16 protein-coding genes are annotated in these 14,850 nt (G+C 69.4%); 4 read left to right on the forward strand and 12 right to left on the reverse strand.

Annotated features, from left to right (window positions below):
- Nucleotides 1-11: 11 nt before the first annotated feature.
- The 3 genes from OG905_RS14530 to OG905_RS14540 all read right to left on the reverse strand — a co-directional run bounded on the left by OG905_RS14530 (nucleotide 12) and on the right by OG905_RS14540 (nucleotide 1,993).
- Nucleotides 12-182: a hypothetical protein gene (locus OG905_RS14530; RefSeq protein WP_328669025.1), complete on the reverse strand. Its 171-nt coding sequence runs from the start codon at nucleotides 180-182 to the stop codon at nucleotides 12-14.
- 136 nt (nucleotides 183-318) lie between these two features.
- Nucleotides 319-780, reverse strand: a complete 462-nt coding sequence (locus OG905_RS14535; RefSeq protein WP_328669026.1) for a molybdenum cofactor biosynthesis protein MoaE — start codon at nucleotides 778-780, stop codon at nucleotides 319-321.
- Nucleotides 781-859: 79 nt separating this feature from the next.
- A complete protein-coding gene (locus tag OG905_RS14540) occupies nucleotides 860-1,993 on the reverse strand; it encodes an SDR family oxidoreductase (RefSeq protein ID WP_328669027.1) in 1,134 nt (377 codons plus the stop codon).
- A gap of 191 nt (nucleotides 1,994-2,184) precedes the next feature.
- Here OG905_RS14540 and OG905_RS14545 point away from each other — a divergent pair, with 191 nt between their 5' ends.
- Together OG905_RS14545 and OG905_RS14550 are read left to right on the forward strand one after the other, a co-directional pair.
- Nucleotides 2,185-3,615, forward strand: coding sequence for a zinc-dependent metalloprotease (locus OG905_RS14545; protein WP_328669028.1), 1,431 nt, complete (start codon nucleotides 2,185-2,187; stop codon nucleotides 3,613-3,615).
- Nucleotides 3,612-4,133 carry an NUDIX hydrolase gene (locus OG905_RS14550; RefSeq protein ID WP_328669030.1) on the forward strand — a complete coding sequence of 174 codons (522 nt, stop codon included), beginning with the start codon at nucleotides 3,612-3,614 and terminating at the stop codon, nucleotides 4,131-4,133. Before OG905_RS14545 ends, OG905_RS14550 begins: the two co-directional genes overlap by 4 nt.
- 72 nt (nucleotides 4,134-4,205) lie before the next feature.
- Here the strand turns inward: OG905_RS14550 and OG905_RS14555 are convergent, their stop codons facing one another.
- The 4 genes from OG905_RS14555 to OG905_RS14570 all read right to left on the reverse strand — a co-directional run bounded on the left by OG905_RS14555 (nucleotide 4,206) and on the right by OG905_RS14570 (nucleotide 8,015).
- Nucleotides 4,206-4,961: an AIM24 family protein gene (locus tag OG905_RS14555; protein WP_328669032.1), complete on the reverse strand. Its 756-nt coding sequence runs from the start codon at nucleotides 4,959-4,961 to the stop codon at nucleotides 4,206-4,208.
- Between the two features lie 19 nt (nucleotides 4,962-4,980).
- Entirely contained in the window at nucleotides 4,981-5,661 is a 681-nt protein-coding gene (locus OG905_RS14560) for an AIM24 family protein (protein ID WP_328669034.1), read from the reverse strand.
- A 14-nt stretch (nucleotides 5,662-5,675) separates the two neighbouring features.
- Nucleotides 5,676-7,304 carry a TerD family protein gene (locus OG905_RS14565; protein ID WP_328669035.1) on the reverse strand — a complete coding sequence of 543 codons (1,629 nt, stop codon included), beginning with the start codon at nucleotides 7,302-7,304 and terminating at the stop codon, nucleotides 5,676-5,678.
- Between the two features lie 108 nt (nucleotides 7,305-7,412).
- Entirely contained in the window at nucleotides 7,413-8,015 is a 603-nt protein-coding gene (locus OG905_RS14570; protein ID WP_328669037.1) for a M48 metallopeptidase family protein, read from the reverse strand.
- 210 nt (nucleotides 8,016-8,225) lie between these two features.
- Here OG905_RS14570 and OG905_RS14575 point away from each other — a divergent pair, with 210 nt between their 5' ends.
- Together OG905_RS14575 and OG905_RS14580 are read left to right on the forward strand one after the other, a co-directional pair.
- Entirely contained in the window at nucleotides 8,226-9,371 is a 1,146-nt protein-coding gene (locus tag OG905_RS14575) for a ThiF family adenylyltransferase (RefSeq protein WP_328669040.1), read from the forward strand.
- A 65-nt stretch (nucleotides 9,372-9,436) separates the two neighbouring features.
- Complete coding sequence (locus OG905_RS14580; protein WP_328669042.1) at nucleotides 9,437-10,801, forward strand: ABC1 kinase family protein; 1,365 nt, start codon at nucleotides 9,437-9,439, stop codon at nucleotides 10,799-10,801.
- 64 nt (nucleotides 10,802-10,865) lie between these two features.
- Here the strand turns inward: OG905_RS14580 and OG905_RS14585 are convergent, their stop codons facing one another.
- The 5 genes from OG905_RS14585 to OG905_RS14605 all read right to left on the reverse strand — a co-directional run bounded on the left by OG905_RS14585 (nucleotide 10,866) and on the right by OG905_RS14605 (nucleotide 14,837).
- A complete protein-coding gene (locus tag OG905_RS14585) occupies nucleotides 10,866-11,066 on the reverse strand; it encodes a hypothetical protein (protein ID WP_266487192.1) in 201 nt (66 codons plus the stop codon).
- Nucleotides 11,067-11,180: 114 nt separating this feature from the next.
- A complete protein-coding gene (locus tag OG905_RS14590; RefSeq protein ID WP_328669045.1) occupies nucleotides 11,181-11,504 on the reverse strand; it encodes a hypothetical protein in 324 nt (107 codons plus the stop codon).
- Nucleotides 11,501-11,869 carry a WhiB family transcriptional regulator gene (locus OG905_RS14595; RefSeq protein WP_142213804.1) on the reverse strand — a complete coding sequence of 123 codons (369 nt, stop codon included), beginning with the start codon at nucleotides 11,867-11,869 and terminating at the stop codon, nucleotides 11,501-11,503. Before OG905_RS14595 ends, OG905_RS14590 begins: the two co-directional genes overlap by 4 nt.
- 172 nt (nucleotides 11,870-12,041) lie before the next feature.
- Entirely contained in the window at nucleotides 12,042-12,371 is a 330-nt protein-coding gene (locus tag OG905_RS14600) for a hypothetical protein (protein WP_328682335.1), read from the reverse strand.
- Between the two features lie 159 nt (nucleotides 12,372-12,530).
- On the reverse strand, nucleotides 12,531-14,837 hold the full coding sequence (locus OG905_RS14605; RefSeq protein ID WP_443043942.1) for an ATP-dependent DNA helicase UvrD2: 2,307 nt from the start codon (nucleotides 14,835-14,837) through the stop codon (nucleotides 12,531-12,533).
- Between the last annotated feature and the right edge of the window lie 13 nt (nucleotides 14,838-14,850).

Raw genomic sequence — 14,850 nt, forward strand, 5'->3', positions numbered from 1 at the left:
CGTCGGCCGCGTCAGGCGGCGTCGGTACCGGAGCCCGCTTTCTCCATCGCATCGCGGAACCGCGCATATCCGGCAAGCTCGGCAACATCCCCCGACGTCCGGTTACGTGAAGCCCAGCTTCCCCATATCGCAGCACCCACGGCAGCGAAAAGCGGAATCAGCAGCCAAGCGAGTGCCGCCATCGCGACCCCCTTACCCCATGAACGTACGCAACTGAGTGATCAGCAGATTAGTGTCTGCGAGTTCAACACTCATGGCAGGGGGGCGGTTACGCAAATCAGGCGCTTGGTAACTCTCCGGGTTTCAGCCGATCCTGCCTCAGCAGGCGCCGACCCACTCCTCCGAGCCGTCGGAGAACTTCTGGTGCTTCCAGATCGGCACTTCGTGCTTGAGGTCGTCGATCAGCTTCCGGCAGGCCTCGAAGGCCTCTCCCCGGTGCGGGCACGACACGGCGACGACGACCGCCAGATCGCCGACCGCCAGGTCACCCACACGATGGACCGCGGCAAGCGCCCGTACAGGAAACTCCGCCGCCACCTTCTCGGCGACACGGCGCATCTCGGCCTCCGCCGTGGGATGGCAGGAGTACCCCAGCGTGTCCACATCCGCGCCGCCGTCGTGATTGCGCACGGTGCCGACGAAGAGCGCGGTGCCACCCGCCGCGTCGTCGCCGACGGCCGCGAAGACCTCGTCGACGGAGAGCGGCGTGTCGCGGATCGCGAGCAGACGGATGGGGTCCTGGGCCGCCTGCTCACCGGGGTGGTCGTACGTGCTTGCCATGCCGTCCATCGTGCCGTACGCCACTGACATCGAGAAATAGCCCATTCGACCGGCCGGGGCGGCACCGGCTTGGAGCCTCCTACATACGACGTCTGGCCTTGCGCGCACGTCGCACCAGCGCGGCCGTACCGAGCAGCGCCACCGTCGCACCCGCGGCGCCGGCCGCGGTCGCGTCCTTGCGGCCGAGGCGGCGGCCCGCGACCGTGTGGCGGCCCTCCACCTCCTCCAGCAGCGCAGCCAGGACCTCCTCGTTGGTCCACTGAGGACGCCAGCCCGCATCGTGGAGCCGGCTCACACTGACCACCCAGGGGTGCATCGTGTACGCCAGATCCCCGGCCGGAGACGGGGTGAGGCCGATCCGGTGGAGCCGAGCCGCAGCGCCCAGGGCGACCGCAGAAGGCAGCTCCATCCGGCGGATGCCGCTGAGCTCCTCGACCTCCTCCTGTTCGAGCCAGCCGTCGCAGCCGACGGCCAGCTCGCCGTCGACCTTCTCCAACGCGGCGTACTCCAGGGCTGTCACCAGGTCCTCGACATGGCAGAACTGCCAGGTGGGACGAGATCCGGCGACCACAAGGAGGCGCGGCGACTCGAAGTAGCGGGTCAGCGCGGTGTCAGTACCGCCCACCAGGACGGCGGGCCTTACCACCGTGACGTTCAGCCCGGGGTGGGCGCGCGGCGCACGGCGGCCCAGGCGTTCGATCTCCAGCAGGTCACTGACGCCCGTGGCTTCGGCGGTGGCGCGCAGCTCCGCGTCCTCCGAGAGGGGGATGTCGTTCTCGGGCAGCGCCCCGTAGACCATTGCCGAAGTGCACAGGACGACCCGGTGGACGCCCGCAGCCGCGGCGGCGGTCAGCACAGTCTGTGTACCGCGCACGTTGTATGCCGTGCGGGCGGCCGGGTCGGTCTCCAGGTCGAGGTCGAGCGCCAGGTGCACGACCACGTCAGCGCCGCGCAGCTTCTCGGCGATGGCCGGGTCGCGTACGTCGAGAATGTGCCACTGCGCCTCGGAGACCTCGCCCCGGCGCTCGTCGATCGCGATGACCTGCTTGATCTCGTCGGACCCGGCGAGGCGCCGGGTGAGCAGGTCACCCACGCCCGTGGCGGCACCGGTGATCGCGACCACGGGGCCACGGCCGGCCGACCCGCGGCCCGGGGCCGAGGTCTGGGTTGAGCGGTTTCGCGCTGCGCGAACCTGCGGATCTGGGGAACTCACCAGGCGTCTCCAGCGGTTGTCTTCAGTACGTGAGCGAATGAACGCGTACGTACCAGGTGGCTTCCATCCTGCCGCAGGCCAAAGGTCGGCGGAGCACTGAGCCCATATGCGACCCGCATGTCTACGCTGGGTGTGTTGTCGGGCAGCCGCCGCCGGCAGGAAGCCGGTGGCCCTACGAGCCGAGGAAACCCGTGAGTGACACCCCATTCGGATTCGGCCTTCCGCCGGAGGAGCCGGAGAACGGCGACGAGGGCAAGAAGAAGGATCCCGCCGGAGGTGGCCAGGGCTCCGGCGGGCCTTCGCCTGCCAATCCTTTCGGTTTCGGCTTTGGGGACGGCGCGGACAACCCGTTCGCCGCGATGTTCGGCTCCCTGAACCCGAACGACCTGGGTGCGGCCTTCCAGCAGCTCGGCCAGATGCTGAGCTACGAGGGCGGTCCCGTGAACTGGGACATGGCCAAGCAGATCGCGCGCCAGACGGTGTCCCAGGGCACGCCGGACGGCACCAAGGACCAGAGCGTCGGCCCGGCCGAGCGCACCGCGGTCGAGGAGGCCGTCCGCCTCGCCGACCTGTGGCTGGACGGAGCGACCTCGCTTCCCTCCGGCGCCAGCTCGGCCGTGGCGTGGAGCCGCGCCGAGTGGGTCGAGGCGACCCTCCCGGCGTGGCAGCAGCTCGTCGACCCGGTCGCCGAGCGCGTCGGTCTGGCCATGGGCGATGTACTGCCCGAGGAGATGCAGGCCATGGCAGGCCCGCTGATCGGCATGATGCGCTCCATGGGCGGCGCGATGTTCGGCCAGCAGATCGGGCAGGCCGTGGGCGTGCTGGCGGGCGAAGTGGTCGGCTCGACCGACATCGGTCTGCCGCTCGGCCCGGCCGGCAAGGCCGCGCTCCTGCCGCTGAACGTCGAGGCGCTCGGCAAGGACCTTGGCGTGTCCAAGGAGGAGGTGCGGCTGTATCTCGCGCTGCGCGAGGCCGCCCACCAGCGGCTCTTCGCGCATGTGCCGTGGCTGCGCTCGCATCTGTTCGGCGCGGTCGAGGCGTACGCACGCGGAATCAAGGTCGACACGTCCAAGCTGGAGGACGTGGTCGGCCAATTCGACCCGCAGAATCCCGAGCAACTCCAGGAAGCTCTCCAGCAGGGCATGTTCCAGCCGGAGGACACCCCCGAGCAGAAGGCGTCGCTTGCCCGTCTGGAGACCGCGCTTGCCCTCGTCGAGGGCTGGGTGGACGCGGTGGTCCACGAGGCCGCATCGACGCGGCTGACCTCCGCGGACGCCCTGCGCGAGACGCTGCGCAGGCGGCGGGCATCAGGCGGTCCCGCCGAGCAGACGTTCGCGACCCTGATCGGCCTTCAGCTGCGTCCGCGGCGGCTGCGGGACGCTTCGCGGCTGTGGGCATCGCTCACCGACGCCCGGGGCGTGGACGGGCGTGACGGCCTGTGGGCGCACCCTGACATGCTGCCGACGGCAAACGATCTCGACGACCCCGACGGCTTCGTCCACCGCGAGCAGCTCGACTTCTCCGAGCTGGACAAGATGCTCGGCGAGGCCGCGGGCGGCAACAAGCCGAATCTCGACAAGGACCTCGGCAAGGACGACGACGAGGGCGACAAGGACAAGTGAGCCTGCACGACGACGCGGTCCTCGTACTGAAGAGCTACGAGGACCAGGAGGAGCTGCGCCGCCTCTATCTGGACCATCTGGCGGCGCATCCCGACGGAATGTGGAAGGCCTGCGGGGCGGGCCATGTCACGGCGAGCGCGCTGGTCGTCGACCCCGAGCGCGGGCGGGTGCTGCTGACCCTGCACAAGAAGCTGGGCATGTGGCTCCAGATGGGCGGCCACTGCGAGCCGGACGACACGACGCTGGCGGCCGCCGCGCTGCGCGAGGCCACGGAGGAGTCGGGGATCAGGGGCCTGACGCTGCTGCCCGGCGGCCCCGTACGGTTGGACCGGCATCCGATTCCGGCGCCCTGCCACTGGCATCTCGATGTGCAGTACGCGGCGCTGGCTCCGTCCGGAGCGGTCGAGGAGATCAGCGAGGAGTCTTTGGATCTGCGCTGGTTCGCCTACGACGAGGTGGCGGACGTGGCTGACAAGTCGGTCGTACGACTGCTTGAGCTGACGCGCGCGGCTCTGTAGCGAGCCAAGGTACGCAGCGACGCGTAAGGGGCGGCCTCCAGGGAGGCCGCCCCTTACCTGTGCCCTATGACGTCAGTTCCAGGCGTTGTTCTGGTTCTGGGCGTGAGCACCGTGCTGGCCCATGCCGTACTGCGCACGCAGGCCCTGTCCGATCTCCGCGCTCTGCGGCGGCATGACCTCACTGGGCTGCACCAGCGCGAAGCCCTGGCCGAGGAAGCTCAGTTCCCAGCCCTCGCCGGTGTTGCCACGCCTGCGTCGTACACCGGAGGAGTGCGTCTGCGCCTGCATCTGCACCCGCAGGGCGGACGACCAGGCGACGATGGCATCGGCGTCGACACTGACGTACTTGTCGGGCGTCACCTGCATCATCAGCGGCTGGCCGGAGGTCATCAGCGCGACCTTGCCCCGGCCGGAGATATTGAGCTGGTACTTCCCGGAGCCGGAGATTCCGTACTGGCTGTCCACCGCGATGACTTCGGTGTGCAGCGTGGAGTCGAGCGCCAGGACATAGGCGCTGTCGACCGTCATGCCCTCCTGGTCGACGTCCACGACATGGATGTACTGCGCGAGGTTGGCGAAGTAGACGGTGCCCTGCCCGGAGCAGCGCATCAGATCCAGGCCCTCGCCGGTGTTGGCGCGGGCACGGCGCTGATTGCCCGTCTGGTACTCGCCGTCGAAGTCGACAAGACCCTGGTACGCGACCATGGCGCCCTTGCGGGCGAGGACGTCGTCGTGGCCGGTGAGCGCGACCCGCAGGAGCTGCGGGTTCTGCACGACGTACCGGTCCTGGGACTGCTGTTCCGTGTTGCTGAAAAGCGGACTCTGCATGGTGTGTTCTCGCTCCCCCTCAGTTCCGGATCCGCAGGCGGTCGGTACTGTCCTCGCTCGGCTGTACGACGACGATGCCCTGGCCCGAGAAGGCCATCTGGTACGCCTCTCCGCTGCCCCGCCCGATCAGCGAGGAAGCCTTGAAGCTGCGCTTGCCCTTCACCTTCAGGTTCGGGGACCAGGCGACAAGGGCGTCCGGGTCGACATACGTCTCGTCCTCGCCACGGCCGCAGTCGACGACGATCGGCGTGCCGCGCGACGTGAGGGCCACCCAGCCGGTGCCCGCCACCTCGACGTTCCACAGGCCCTGGCCGGCGAACTTGGCCAGGCCCTTGACCCGCTCGACGCCCCACTGGAGATGCGCGTCGAAGGCAAGCAGGTTGGTCCCGTTGACCGAGAGCGAGTCGTTGTTGAGGTTGATGACGACGACATCCGCGCCGTAGTCGGCGAGGTAGAGCAGTCCGTCGCCGGAGCACTTCATGATGGGCGCGCCCTCTCCGGTCACCCACTGGGAGGCGATCTGGCGGACGGCCGGCGGGTTCGGCTCGTACTGCACGAAGCCTTCGTAGGCGACCATCGAGCCGGTGCGCGCGTACAGGTCCTGGCCGCTGGACATGGCGACCTTGAGCATGGCGCGGCCGTGGTTCTCCATCCGGGCCGCGATCGGTGTCGGGGCGAAGCCCGCGAGTTGCTGGTTCATTTCTTCGGGCTCCCTCAGACCTCGTACGGCTGGACGACGATGAAGTTGCCGGGGGCGCCCCGGAACTGGAGGTTGACGGTCTCTCCGCTGTGTCCCGGGTACGCGTTGCGGCGAAGCCGGACCTGGCTGGAAAGGATCACCTGGGACGCTGCCGACCAGGCGACGACCGCGTTGCAGTCGGCGAAGGTCGTCGGCGTGACCGGGAGGACAACGGGGACGCCTTGGGTCTTCACGACGACCGTGCCGGTGCCCTGGAACATCATCGTGAACAGCGCGCCGCCGGGGATGCCGTGGCCCTCGATCCTGCGGACTTCGTGCTGCAGGGACTCGTCGAAGGCGAGGACGTTCTCGGCGGAGACGCAAATGCCGTCGCCCTGCAGCTCGATGGAGTGCAGATGCGCGCCGTTCTCGGCGAGGAAGACCTGGCCTCGGCCGCTGCAGCGCATCAGCTGCATCTCCTGGCCGGTGGCGTTGCCGACGATGCGGCCGGCGAAACCGGCGCCTTTGTAGCTGAAGTCGACCTTGCCCTGGTACATCACCATGCTGCCCTGACGGGCCAGCACGGGCATGCCCCCCATGGTCAGATCGACCCGCATGAGCTGCTGGTTCTGCGGAGTCCAGCGTTGGCCGGTGGCGGTCTCGCGGTACGGCTGGAGGGCGGCCTGGAGACCGGCCCCTGCCTGCGGGACGCCCTGGGGGACGCCCTGCGGAACCCCTTGCGGCATGCCCGGAGGCTGCTGTCCGTACGGGGAGGGTGCCTGCTGTCCGTACGGCGAGGGCGCGCCCGGCGGGACCTGACCCGGCATCTGTCCCGGGACCTGGCCGTACTGCGGCTGCTGGGGCGGCTGTCCATACGGAGCCGGCGCAGGCGGCGGCACCGTGCCGGCGGGCGGGCTCATCGGGGCCGCAATGGTGGGCGCGGCGTGCATCTGCGGGTTCAGCTGAGGGGCAGGGGCAGGCGCCGGGGCCGCGGGTGCGCCGAACGAGGGCGCGGGCTGCGGGGCCAGAGGCGCCTGCGGTGCGGCCGGTGCGCCGAACGCCGGGGGCGCGGTGGCCTGCGGGGGCGGCGCGAACGACGGCGCGGCGCCCTGGGGCTGCTGCGCGGCCGGCTGCTCCTCGGCGACCTCGCCGCCGAAGTTCTTGAGCAGTGCGTCGAGTCCGCCGTCGAAGCCCTGGCCGATGGCGGCGAAGCGCCAGACGTCCTTCAGATAGAAGTCGCCCAGCATCACCGCGCGCTCGGTGGTGAACTCCGAGCCGGTGAAGGCGTACCTGACGACCTCCTCGCCACCCGCGACGATACGGACGTACCCGGGGCCGACCTGCGACATCTGTCCGGCGCCGTCGATCGTCGCGGTGAAGGAGAGCCGGTGGATGTTCGCCGGAATGCGGTCCAGAGTGACGCGGAATGACTCGGTGTCACCGGACTGCGCGCCAAGCAGCTGGATGGACTCCTCGGGTGACTTCGGCTGGTTGAAGAAGATGAAGTACCGGTCGTCCGAAAGCTGCTCGTTGGCGTCGAGTCCGAAGCAGCTGATGTCGAAGGTCAGCCCAGGAGCGGCGATCTGCACACCTATGTACAGATCCGTTCCCGGCGTGAGATCACTGATCTTGGCCTTGTGGCCGCGTTGGAATTCCCTGGCCATGCGTAACGACCGTCCCCCATCCCGAAATGTGAATCCGTCGCGCCAGGCTAACGGCTCAGTACGACATTGAGCCAAGCCGGTACAGATTCGGTACAGGACGGCCGCCGGTCACTCTTCGCGTGCGGCCGGCAGGTGCGGCAGCCGGTCGGCCGCGACGACGCCCTCGAGATAGCCCCGCGCGCGTTCGGTGCGCGGATACGCCTCAAGGAGTCGCCAGAAGCGCGGTCCGTGTCCCGGCACGAGGAGATGGGCCAGTTCATGGACGAGCACATAGTCGACGACGTACTCGGGCATCCCCTGCAGGCGGTGCGACAGGCGGATACTGCCCTCCGCCGGGGTACAGGAGCCCCAGCGGGTGTTCTGGTTCGTCACCCATCGCACGGATGTCGGTCTTGCGCGTCCGTCGAAGTACTGGGCGGACAAACGCTCGGCGCGCTCGGCCAGTTCGTTGTCGCCGAGGATGCGCTTGCTCTCCTGAGCGGCGAGCTTGTCCAGCATCACGGTGACCCAGCGCCGCTCCTCCGCCTCGGACATCCGGGCAGGGATGAGGACAATGGTGCGGTCACCCTCGCGGTAAGCCGAGACCGTTCTGCTGCGCCGGGTGCTCCTTCGGACCTCGACCGCACTCGTCCCCGATCCGCGGGGCGGTCGGCTTTTCGTGCTGCGCTGTGGGGTCTCCCCAGCGAAGCGAGGGGACGGATCGACGGACACGCCCCGACGTTACCCGCTGTCAGTGGGGGAAGTCCCGCCTCCGGGACGGTTCGAGCTTGATCCACTCCATGGCTGCACCATTTGAACGACTAATACCCCATGCCTGTGGATAACTTTTCACATCCCTCGGCGCGGCCGTGCATTCTGACAACAGATCAGCGGAGAGATCCGACAAGACTTAACGGGGAAGTTGGAACGGGGGACGTGGAAATGCATCCGATGGTGAAGCCTGCCCTGAAGCGGGCATGGCGGGAGCGGCAGACGGTGCAGTTCGGGACGACGCCCGCGCATGCGGTGATGGTCGGCCCGGTGGACACGGCGACGGGAGCCCTGCTCGAGCTCTTCGACGGGACGCGGGGGCTGCCGCTGCTGCGTCAGGAGGCGCGGGAAATAGGGCTGCCGGAAGGACAAGTGGACGCGCTGGTGAAGCGGTTGACATCGGCCGGGCTGCTCGACGATCCGACGGCCGGCGGGCCCGCGGCGGACGCGTTACGGAAACGGACGGGCACGTTCGACCGGCTGCGCCCCGATCTGGCATCGCTGTCCGTGGTCGATCCGGAACCGGGCGGCGGGATACGGCGCCTGGCGGCCCGGCGCGCGATGCGCGTCCAGGTCCGGGGCGCGGGCCGAGTGGGTGCGACGGTCGCCGCAGTGCTGTCCGCCTCGGGGGTGGGCCGGGTCGAAGTGCTCGACAGCGGGTGCACGGAGCCATGGGACGTGGCGCCCGGCGGGCTGCCGGCCGAGGCGATCGGTGAGCGGCGGGAGGCGGCGGCCCGGCAGCTGGTGCGGCGGACCGCGCCCGACCGCCCGCCACGCGCGGCCGAGTACACGACGGCACCAGGCTGCGGTGAGCCAGGTCTCTCTCTGGTCGTGGTGGCCCCACGGGACGGTCTGGCGGCATACGCACCCGACCCGGCCGGCGCCGCGGACTGGATCGTCGGCGGGACACCCCATATGTATGCGGGAGTTGTCGAAGCAACCGGTGTGGTCGGCCCGCTGGTGCTGCCCGGCGGCACGGCGTGCGCGAGCTGCCTGGAGCTGGACGGCGTGGAGCGGGATCCGGGCAGGGCGAGGCTGCTCGCGCAGTGGCGGTCGGGCCGCCGCCGCGCGTTACCGGCCTGCGATGTCGCCCTGGCCACGGCCGTTGCGGGGATGACGGCGGCGCACGCGCTGTCCTTTCTCGACGGAGAGCTGCCCGCGAGCACGGGAGCGCGCTGGGAGGTTTCGCTGCCGCTGCTGGAGTGGCGCTCGGAAACAATCACGCCGCATCTTCACTGTGCCTGCGGAGCGAGACGGAAGAGTGAGGGGGGACACACCTCAAAGTTCGGGTCGCCGCACGAGACAATGGCCGGGTAACGGCCGTCAACGGAGCAATGCCGTAAGGCACACGCGGCACGGCTGTCTGGGATTTGGAGGGGCACATGTCTGATCTTCCCCGGAAGGCGGTCACCCGGACCGCCAAGCTGGCCTCGCTGCCACTGGGCTTCGCCGGGCGGGCCACTTGGGGTCTGGGAAAGCGGATCGGCGGGAAGTCCGCGGAGATCGTGGCCAGGGAGCTGCAACAGCGCACGGCGGAGCAGCTTTTCAAAGTGCTCGGCGAGCTGAAAGGCGGTGCGATGAAGTTCGGGCAGGCCATGTCCGTCTTCGAGTCTGCCCTTCCCGAGGAGGTCGCGGGCCCCTACCGCGCGGCTCTCACCAAGCTCCAGGACGCCGCGCCCCCGATGCCGACGCGTACGGTCCACACGGTCCTCGCTGAGCGGCTGGGCGAGGACTGGCGGGAGCTGTTCCTGAACTTCGAGGACAAACCGTCGGCCGCCGCGTCCATCGGCCAGGTGCACCGAGCGGTGTGGCACGACGGGCGTGAGGTCGCGGTGAAGGTGCAGTACCCGGGGGCGGGGGAGGCGTTGCTGTCCGACCTCACTCAGCTCAGCCGCTTCGCTCGGCTGCTCGGGCCGCTGATCCCGGGCATGGACATCAAGCCTCTGATCTCAGAACTCCGCGACCGGGTCTCGGAGGAGCTGGACTACGAGCTGGAGGCGCAGGCACAGCGGGAGCACGCCGCCGAGTTCGCCGACGATCCCGATGTTCTGGTGCCGGATGTGGTGCACCAGAGCGATCAGGTGCTGGTGACGGAGTGGATCGACGGGATCCCCCTTGCCGAGGTGATCGCCGACGGCACCGACGAGCAGCGGAACCGCGCGGGGCAGCTGCTGGCCCGCTTCCTCTTCTCCGGCCCGGCGCGCACGGGACTGCTGCACGCCGATCCGCACCCGGGGAACTTCCGGCTGCTTCCGGAGGAGGACGGCAAGGGCTGGCGGCTCGGCGTGCTGGACTTCGGCACGGTGGACCGGCTGCCCGGCGGGCTGCCGCAGACCATCGGAGACTGTCTGCGGATGACGCTGGAGGGCGAGGCCGAGGCGGTCTACGAGCTGCTGCGCGAGGCGGGCTTCGTCAAGGAGTCGATAGAGCTGGACCCGGACGCGGTGCTCGAGTATCTGCTGCCGATCATCGAGCCCGCCGAGGTCGGGGAGTTCACGTTCAGCCGCAGCTGGATGCGCAACCAGGCGGCCCGGATCGCCGATATCCGCTCCCCCGCGCATCAGCTGGGCAAGCAGCTCAATCTGCCGCCCTCGTATCTGCTGATACACCGGGTGACGCTGAGCACGATCGGGGTGCTGTGCCAGCTGAACGCGGCGGTGCGGCTGCGGGACGAACTCGAGTCGTGGCTGCCCGGCTTCCTGCCGGAGGACGAGGAGGACGGCACGGCGGTCGAGGCGCGGGCGTGAACGGTCGCCGCAGGGCGCGCCGCCATCGGTAGTCCGTCGCGGGCGGCACCGTGTCAGGCGGCGATCACCACCAGGCGGAGTCGAGTCTGCCCTCGATCGCTCTGATGTTGGCGCGTGCACAGTCATCGCAGAAGTAGTGACGGGTGCCGTTCTCCACGGAGCAGGTCCAGGTCGGCGGTGGTCCCTCGGCGACGGTGCCGCAGTGGGAACACACGATGCTCTCGGCACCCGCCTGCGCAGGGTGAGGAGTCTGCTGCTGGTCCACCTCGTGACGATAACCCCGTAACGGACGTGCCGCAGGGACAACGCACCGCGGGGCCCGGTCCGTTCGGACCGGGCCCCGCGGGTTCAGTGCATACGTGGCGGAGCGCTTGCGCGATCAGTGCATGACGGCCATGGCCAGCGCGCGGCGGGCACGCAGCGAGGCGCGCTCGGCGCGGCGCTGCATCCGCCGGGCGGCGACCAGGCGCACGGCCTGGCTTTCGGCCTCGGCCTCGCGCAGGCGCTCGTGCATATGCGCGCGAGCCATGGCTTCTGGGATGAGTTGCATCTCACGGGTCCTGTTCTGACGCGAGGCGTTCGCGCCGATGGTGGTGACGTCTGGGGTGGCGGAGCCTGACGGCTCGCTGGTGGAAGAGGTCATGGGGGCCAGCTTCTGGGGATCGTGCGTGATGGGGCGGTCGATGGTTCCGATGACGGTCATGCCGCGACCGGGTTCTTGCGCGGGCGGCCACGCGGCCGCTTGCGGGCGACGACCACGCCCTGGACGAAGAGCTCTCCGCCCCAGACGCCCCACGGCTCACGCCGCTCCTTGGCGCCCGCGAGGCAGGCCTCCATCAGCGGGCAGGTGCGGCAGAGGGACTTGGCGTACTCGACGTCGGCCGGGGACTCGGCGAAGAAGACCTCCGGGTCGTAAGCACGGCAGGGGACGGGTACGCCGAGGTTCTCGATGGCGTCGTCGAGCGCGGAGAGCGCGGTGAGCGGAGTCAAGGTGGAGTCCTCCGTGAGGGCGGGCGGGGGGATCGTCTCGGAAGGCGGTACGGACGGGGCGTGCGCTTCGAGTTGCACGGTCGTGTCTTCCTCGTCTGGTCGGTTCCGGCCTGTTGGCCGGGTGTCGGCTGGTACCGGGTGCTGCTTGTCCCGAGGCCCCTTCGCTCTGTCGTCCCTGTTCGGGGAAAACAGAAGGGCCGCGGATCCCGGGTGGGGTTCCGCGGCCCTGAAGGCGCCGGCCTGATCTGGATCAGGCTGGATCACTCCAGGGTTCGAGCCCACGGAAGGCCCACATCGTGTGGTGCTGCGTCGTCTGCTTCTGGGTTTCGGCACTGGCCGCGGCAATGGCATAGGCCTGAGCCTCTGCCGCTGCTACTCCTGCTTCCAGTGCCTTGGTCGGTCGCTCATTGCGCTCCAGGACGGGGAGGCCGCCCAGGCCGGACACCGGAAGCACGGCGGAGAAGCCGGACAGACCGGTGCCGTTGAACGCCGCGGAGAAGCCGAGCGTGCAGGCGGAGACGACCGAGCGATCGGTCACTTTGGTGCTGGTGAAGCGGGTCTTGGTGCTGATCACTGGAATCGCCTCCTCTCGGCGTCTAGAGGACCGGCCGGGGCCGATCGCGCGTATTCGGATAAGTACAGCACGAGGACAGGGCTTCAGAGAAGTCGCTGTTCCCGTGGTTAAGAACCTATGGGGCTGGCTGGGGCGCGCGCAAACTATTTTCTCGACGAGTTTGTATCAGTCCTCCTCGTCGGCCTCTCCAACTTCCTGACCTGCGCAGATGACCAGCACATCGGCTCCAAAACGCTCAAGTTTGCGTCCGCCGACGCCGGAGATCTGGGCCAACTCCCCCTCGCTGCCCGGCACGGCCTCGGCGATCGCCATCAGCGTCTTGTCGGTGAACACGCAGTACGCGGGCTGGCCCAGTTCCTTCGCCTGCTCCGAGCGCCACTCCCGAAGGCGCTCGTACAGCGCCTCGTCCATGTCGGAGGGGCAGTCCTCACAGCGCATCAGCTTCATCTCGCCCGCGTCCGTCAGCGTCTTGCCGCAGACACGGCACAACACGGGTCCGCGCCGCTTGCGCCGGCCGGCGCCGCGCTCGATGCCGCCTCCACCGCCTCCACCGCCCGCGCCACGGGCGCCCGGGGCGACCGATCCCGGGCGCATCCCGTTGAGGAAGCGCGTGGGGCGGCGGGAGGCGCGGCCGCCGGGGGAACGCGACAGCGCCCAGGACAGCGAGAGATGGAGCCGGGCCCGGGTCACGCCGACATAGAGCAGTCGGCGCTCCTCCTCGACCTGTTCGTCGGTCTTGGCGTAGGTGATCGGCATCATGCCCTCGGTGAGGCCGACCAGGAACACGGCGTCCCACTCCAGGCCCTTCGCCGAGTGGAGCGAGGCGAGGGTGACACCCTGGACGGTGGGAGCGTGCTGGGCGGCGGCGCGTTCGTCGAGCTCGGCCACCAGATCGGAGAGGGTCGCCTGCGGCTTGACCCGCACATAGTCCTCGGCGAGGCGGACCAGCGCGGCCAGGGACTCCCAGCGGTCGCGCACGGCGCCCGATCCGGCGGGCGGCTCGGTGGTCCAGCCCTTCGTGGAGAGCACGGCCCGGACCTGGGACGGCAGATCCCCGACGTCGTCGAGCAGGGCGTCATTGCCTCCGGCGCGGGCGGCTCCGCGCAGGGCGATGCCCGCCTCCCTGACCTCCTGGCGTTCGAAGAAGCGCTCGGCGCCACGCAGCTGGTAGGGGACTCCGGCATCCGCCAGCGCCTGTTCGTAGACCTCCGACTGGGCGTTGACGCGGTAGAGCACGGCGATCTCTCCGGCCGGGACCCCCGCGGCGATCAGGTCGCGGATACGGCGGGCGGTGCCCTCGGCCTCTGCCGGCTCGTCGGCGTACTCGGTGTAGGCGGGCTCGGGGCCTGCCTCGCGCTGCGAGATCAGTTCGAGGCGGTGCTCGGCGGCTCGGCCGTGGGCCTGGCTCAGCAGGCCATTGGCGAGATGGACGACCTGTGGCGTGGAGCGGTAGTCGCGGACGAGCTTGACGACCGTCGCGCCGGGGTGGCGGGTGCGGAAGTTCAGCAGATGGTCGGGGGTCGCGCCGGTGAAGGAGTAGATCGTCTGGCTGGCGTCGCCGACGACGCAGAGGCTGTCCCGGTCGCCCAGCCACAGATCGAGCAGTCGCTGCTGGAGCGGGCTGACGTCCTGGTACTCGTCCACCACGAAGTGCTGGTACTGGCTGCGGATCTGGTCGGCGATGTCGTGCCGGTCCTGGAGGATGCCGACCGCGAGGAGCAGGACATCCTCGAAGTCGATCACCGAGCGGTCGCGCTTGAGCTGCTCGTACATCGCATAGATCTGGCTGATCTCGGCCGTGTCGCGAGGGGCGTCGCGATGCGATTTGGCGACCTCGGCCGGGTAGTCGGCGGGGACGGTCTGGGTGACCTTGGCCCACTCGATCTCGCTCGTCACATCCCGCAGCTCATTGCGGTCGAGCCGGATACGGCAGCGCGCGGCCGACTCGGCGACCAGCTGGATCTTGCGCTCGAGCAGCCGGGGCAGCTCACCGCCGACCGCCTTCGGCCAGAAGTACTGGAGCTGGCGCAGCGCGGCGGAGTGGAAGGTGCGTGCCTGCACACCGCCCGCGCCGAGCTGGCGCAGCCGCCCGCGCATCTCGCCCGCGGCGCGGTTGGTGAAGGTGACGGCCAGCACACTGGCGGGCTGGAGTATGCCGGCGCGCACGCCGTACGCGATGCGGTGCGTGATCGCGCGTGTCTTGCCCGTGCCGGCGCCTGCCAGCACACACACCGGACCGTGCAGAGCGGTCGCCACTTCGCGCTGCTCGGGGTCGAGCCCGTCGAGCACCGCGTCCGCCGACTCGGGGACCTGCGGGAAAAGGGAGGAGTGCGTTGCTGCTGTCACACCGCCATGCTGCCAGGTCGCAAGAGGCTGCCGTGGCCGTTGTCCACAGGGGCCCCTGGGCAGTCGTACTAATGCGGGAATGGTGGACAGGTCGCGTACGTTCAAGTACCCGGTGCGAATACGCATCGAGCAAAGGGAT

Origin of the sequence: Streptomyces sp. NBC_00322 (genome assembly GCF_036147535.1) — a bacterium.
Taxonomy (GTDB): Bacteria; Actinomycetota; Actinomycetes; order Streptomycetales; family Streptomycetaceae; genus Streptomyces.

Excerpts from the sequence above, each read along its gene's own strand:
- OG905_RS14530 (WP_328669025.1), bottom strand. The coding sequence starts at position 182 with ATGGCGGCACTCGCTTGGCTGCTGATTCCGCTTTTCGCTGCCGTGGGT.
- OG905_RS14535 (WP_328669026.1), bottom strand. The coding sequence starts at position 780 with ATGGCAAGCACGTACGACCACCCCGGTGAGCAGGCGGCCCAGGACCCC.
- OG905_RS14555 (WP_328669032.1), bottom strand. The coding sequence starts at position 4,961 with ATGCAGAGTCCGCTTTTCAGCAACACGGAACAGCAGTCCCAGGACCGG.
- OG905_RS14560 (WP_328669034.1), bottom strand. The coding sequence starts at position 5,661 with ATGAACCAGCAACTCGCGGGCTTCGCCCCGACACCGATCGCGGCCCGG.
- OG905_RS14565 (WP_328669035.1), bottom strand. The coding sequence starts at position 7,304 with ATGGCCAGGGAATTCCAACGCGGCCACAAGGCCAAGATCAGTGATCTC.
- OG905_RS14575 (WP_328669040.1), top strand. The coding sequence starts at position 8,226 with ATGCATCCGATGGTGAAGCCTGCCCTGAAGCGGGCATGGCGGGAGCGG.
- OG905_RS14580 (WP_328669042.1), top strand. The coding sequence starts at position 9,437 with ATGTCTGATCTTCCCCGGAAGGCGGTCACCCGGACCGCCAAGCTGGCC.
- OG905_RS14590 (WP_328669045.1), bottom strand. The coding sequence starts at position 11,504 with ATGACCGTCATCGGAACCATCGACCGCCCCATCACGCACGATCCCCAG.
- OG905_RS14605 (WP_443043942.1), bottom strand. The coding sequence starts at position 14,837 with ATGCGTATTCGCACCGGGTACTTGAACGTACGCGACCTGTCCACCATT.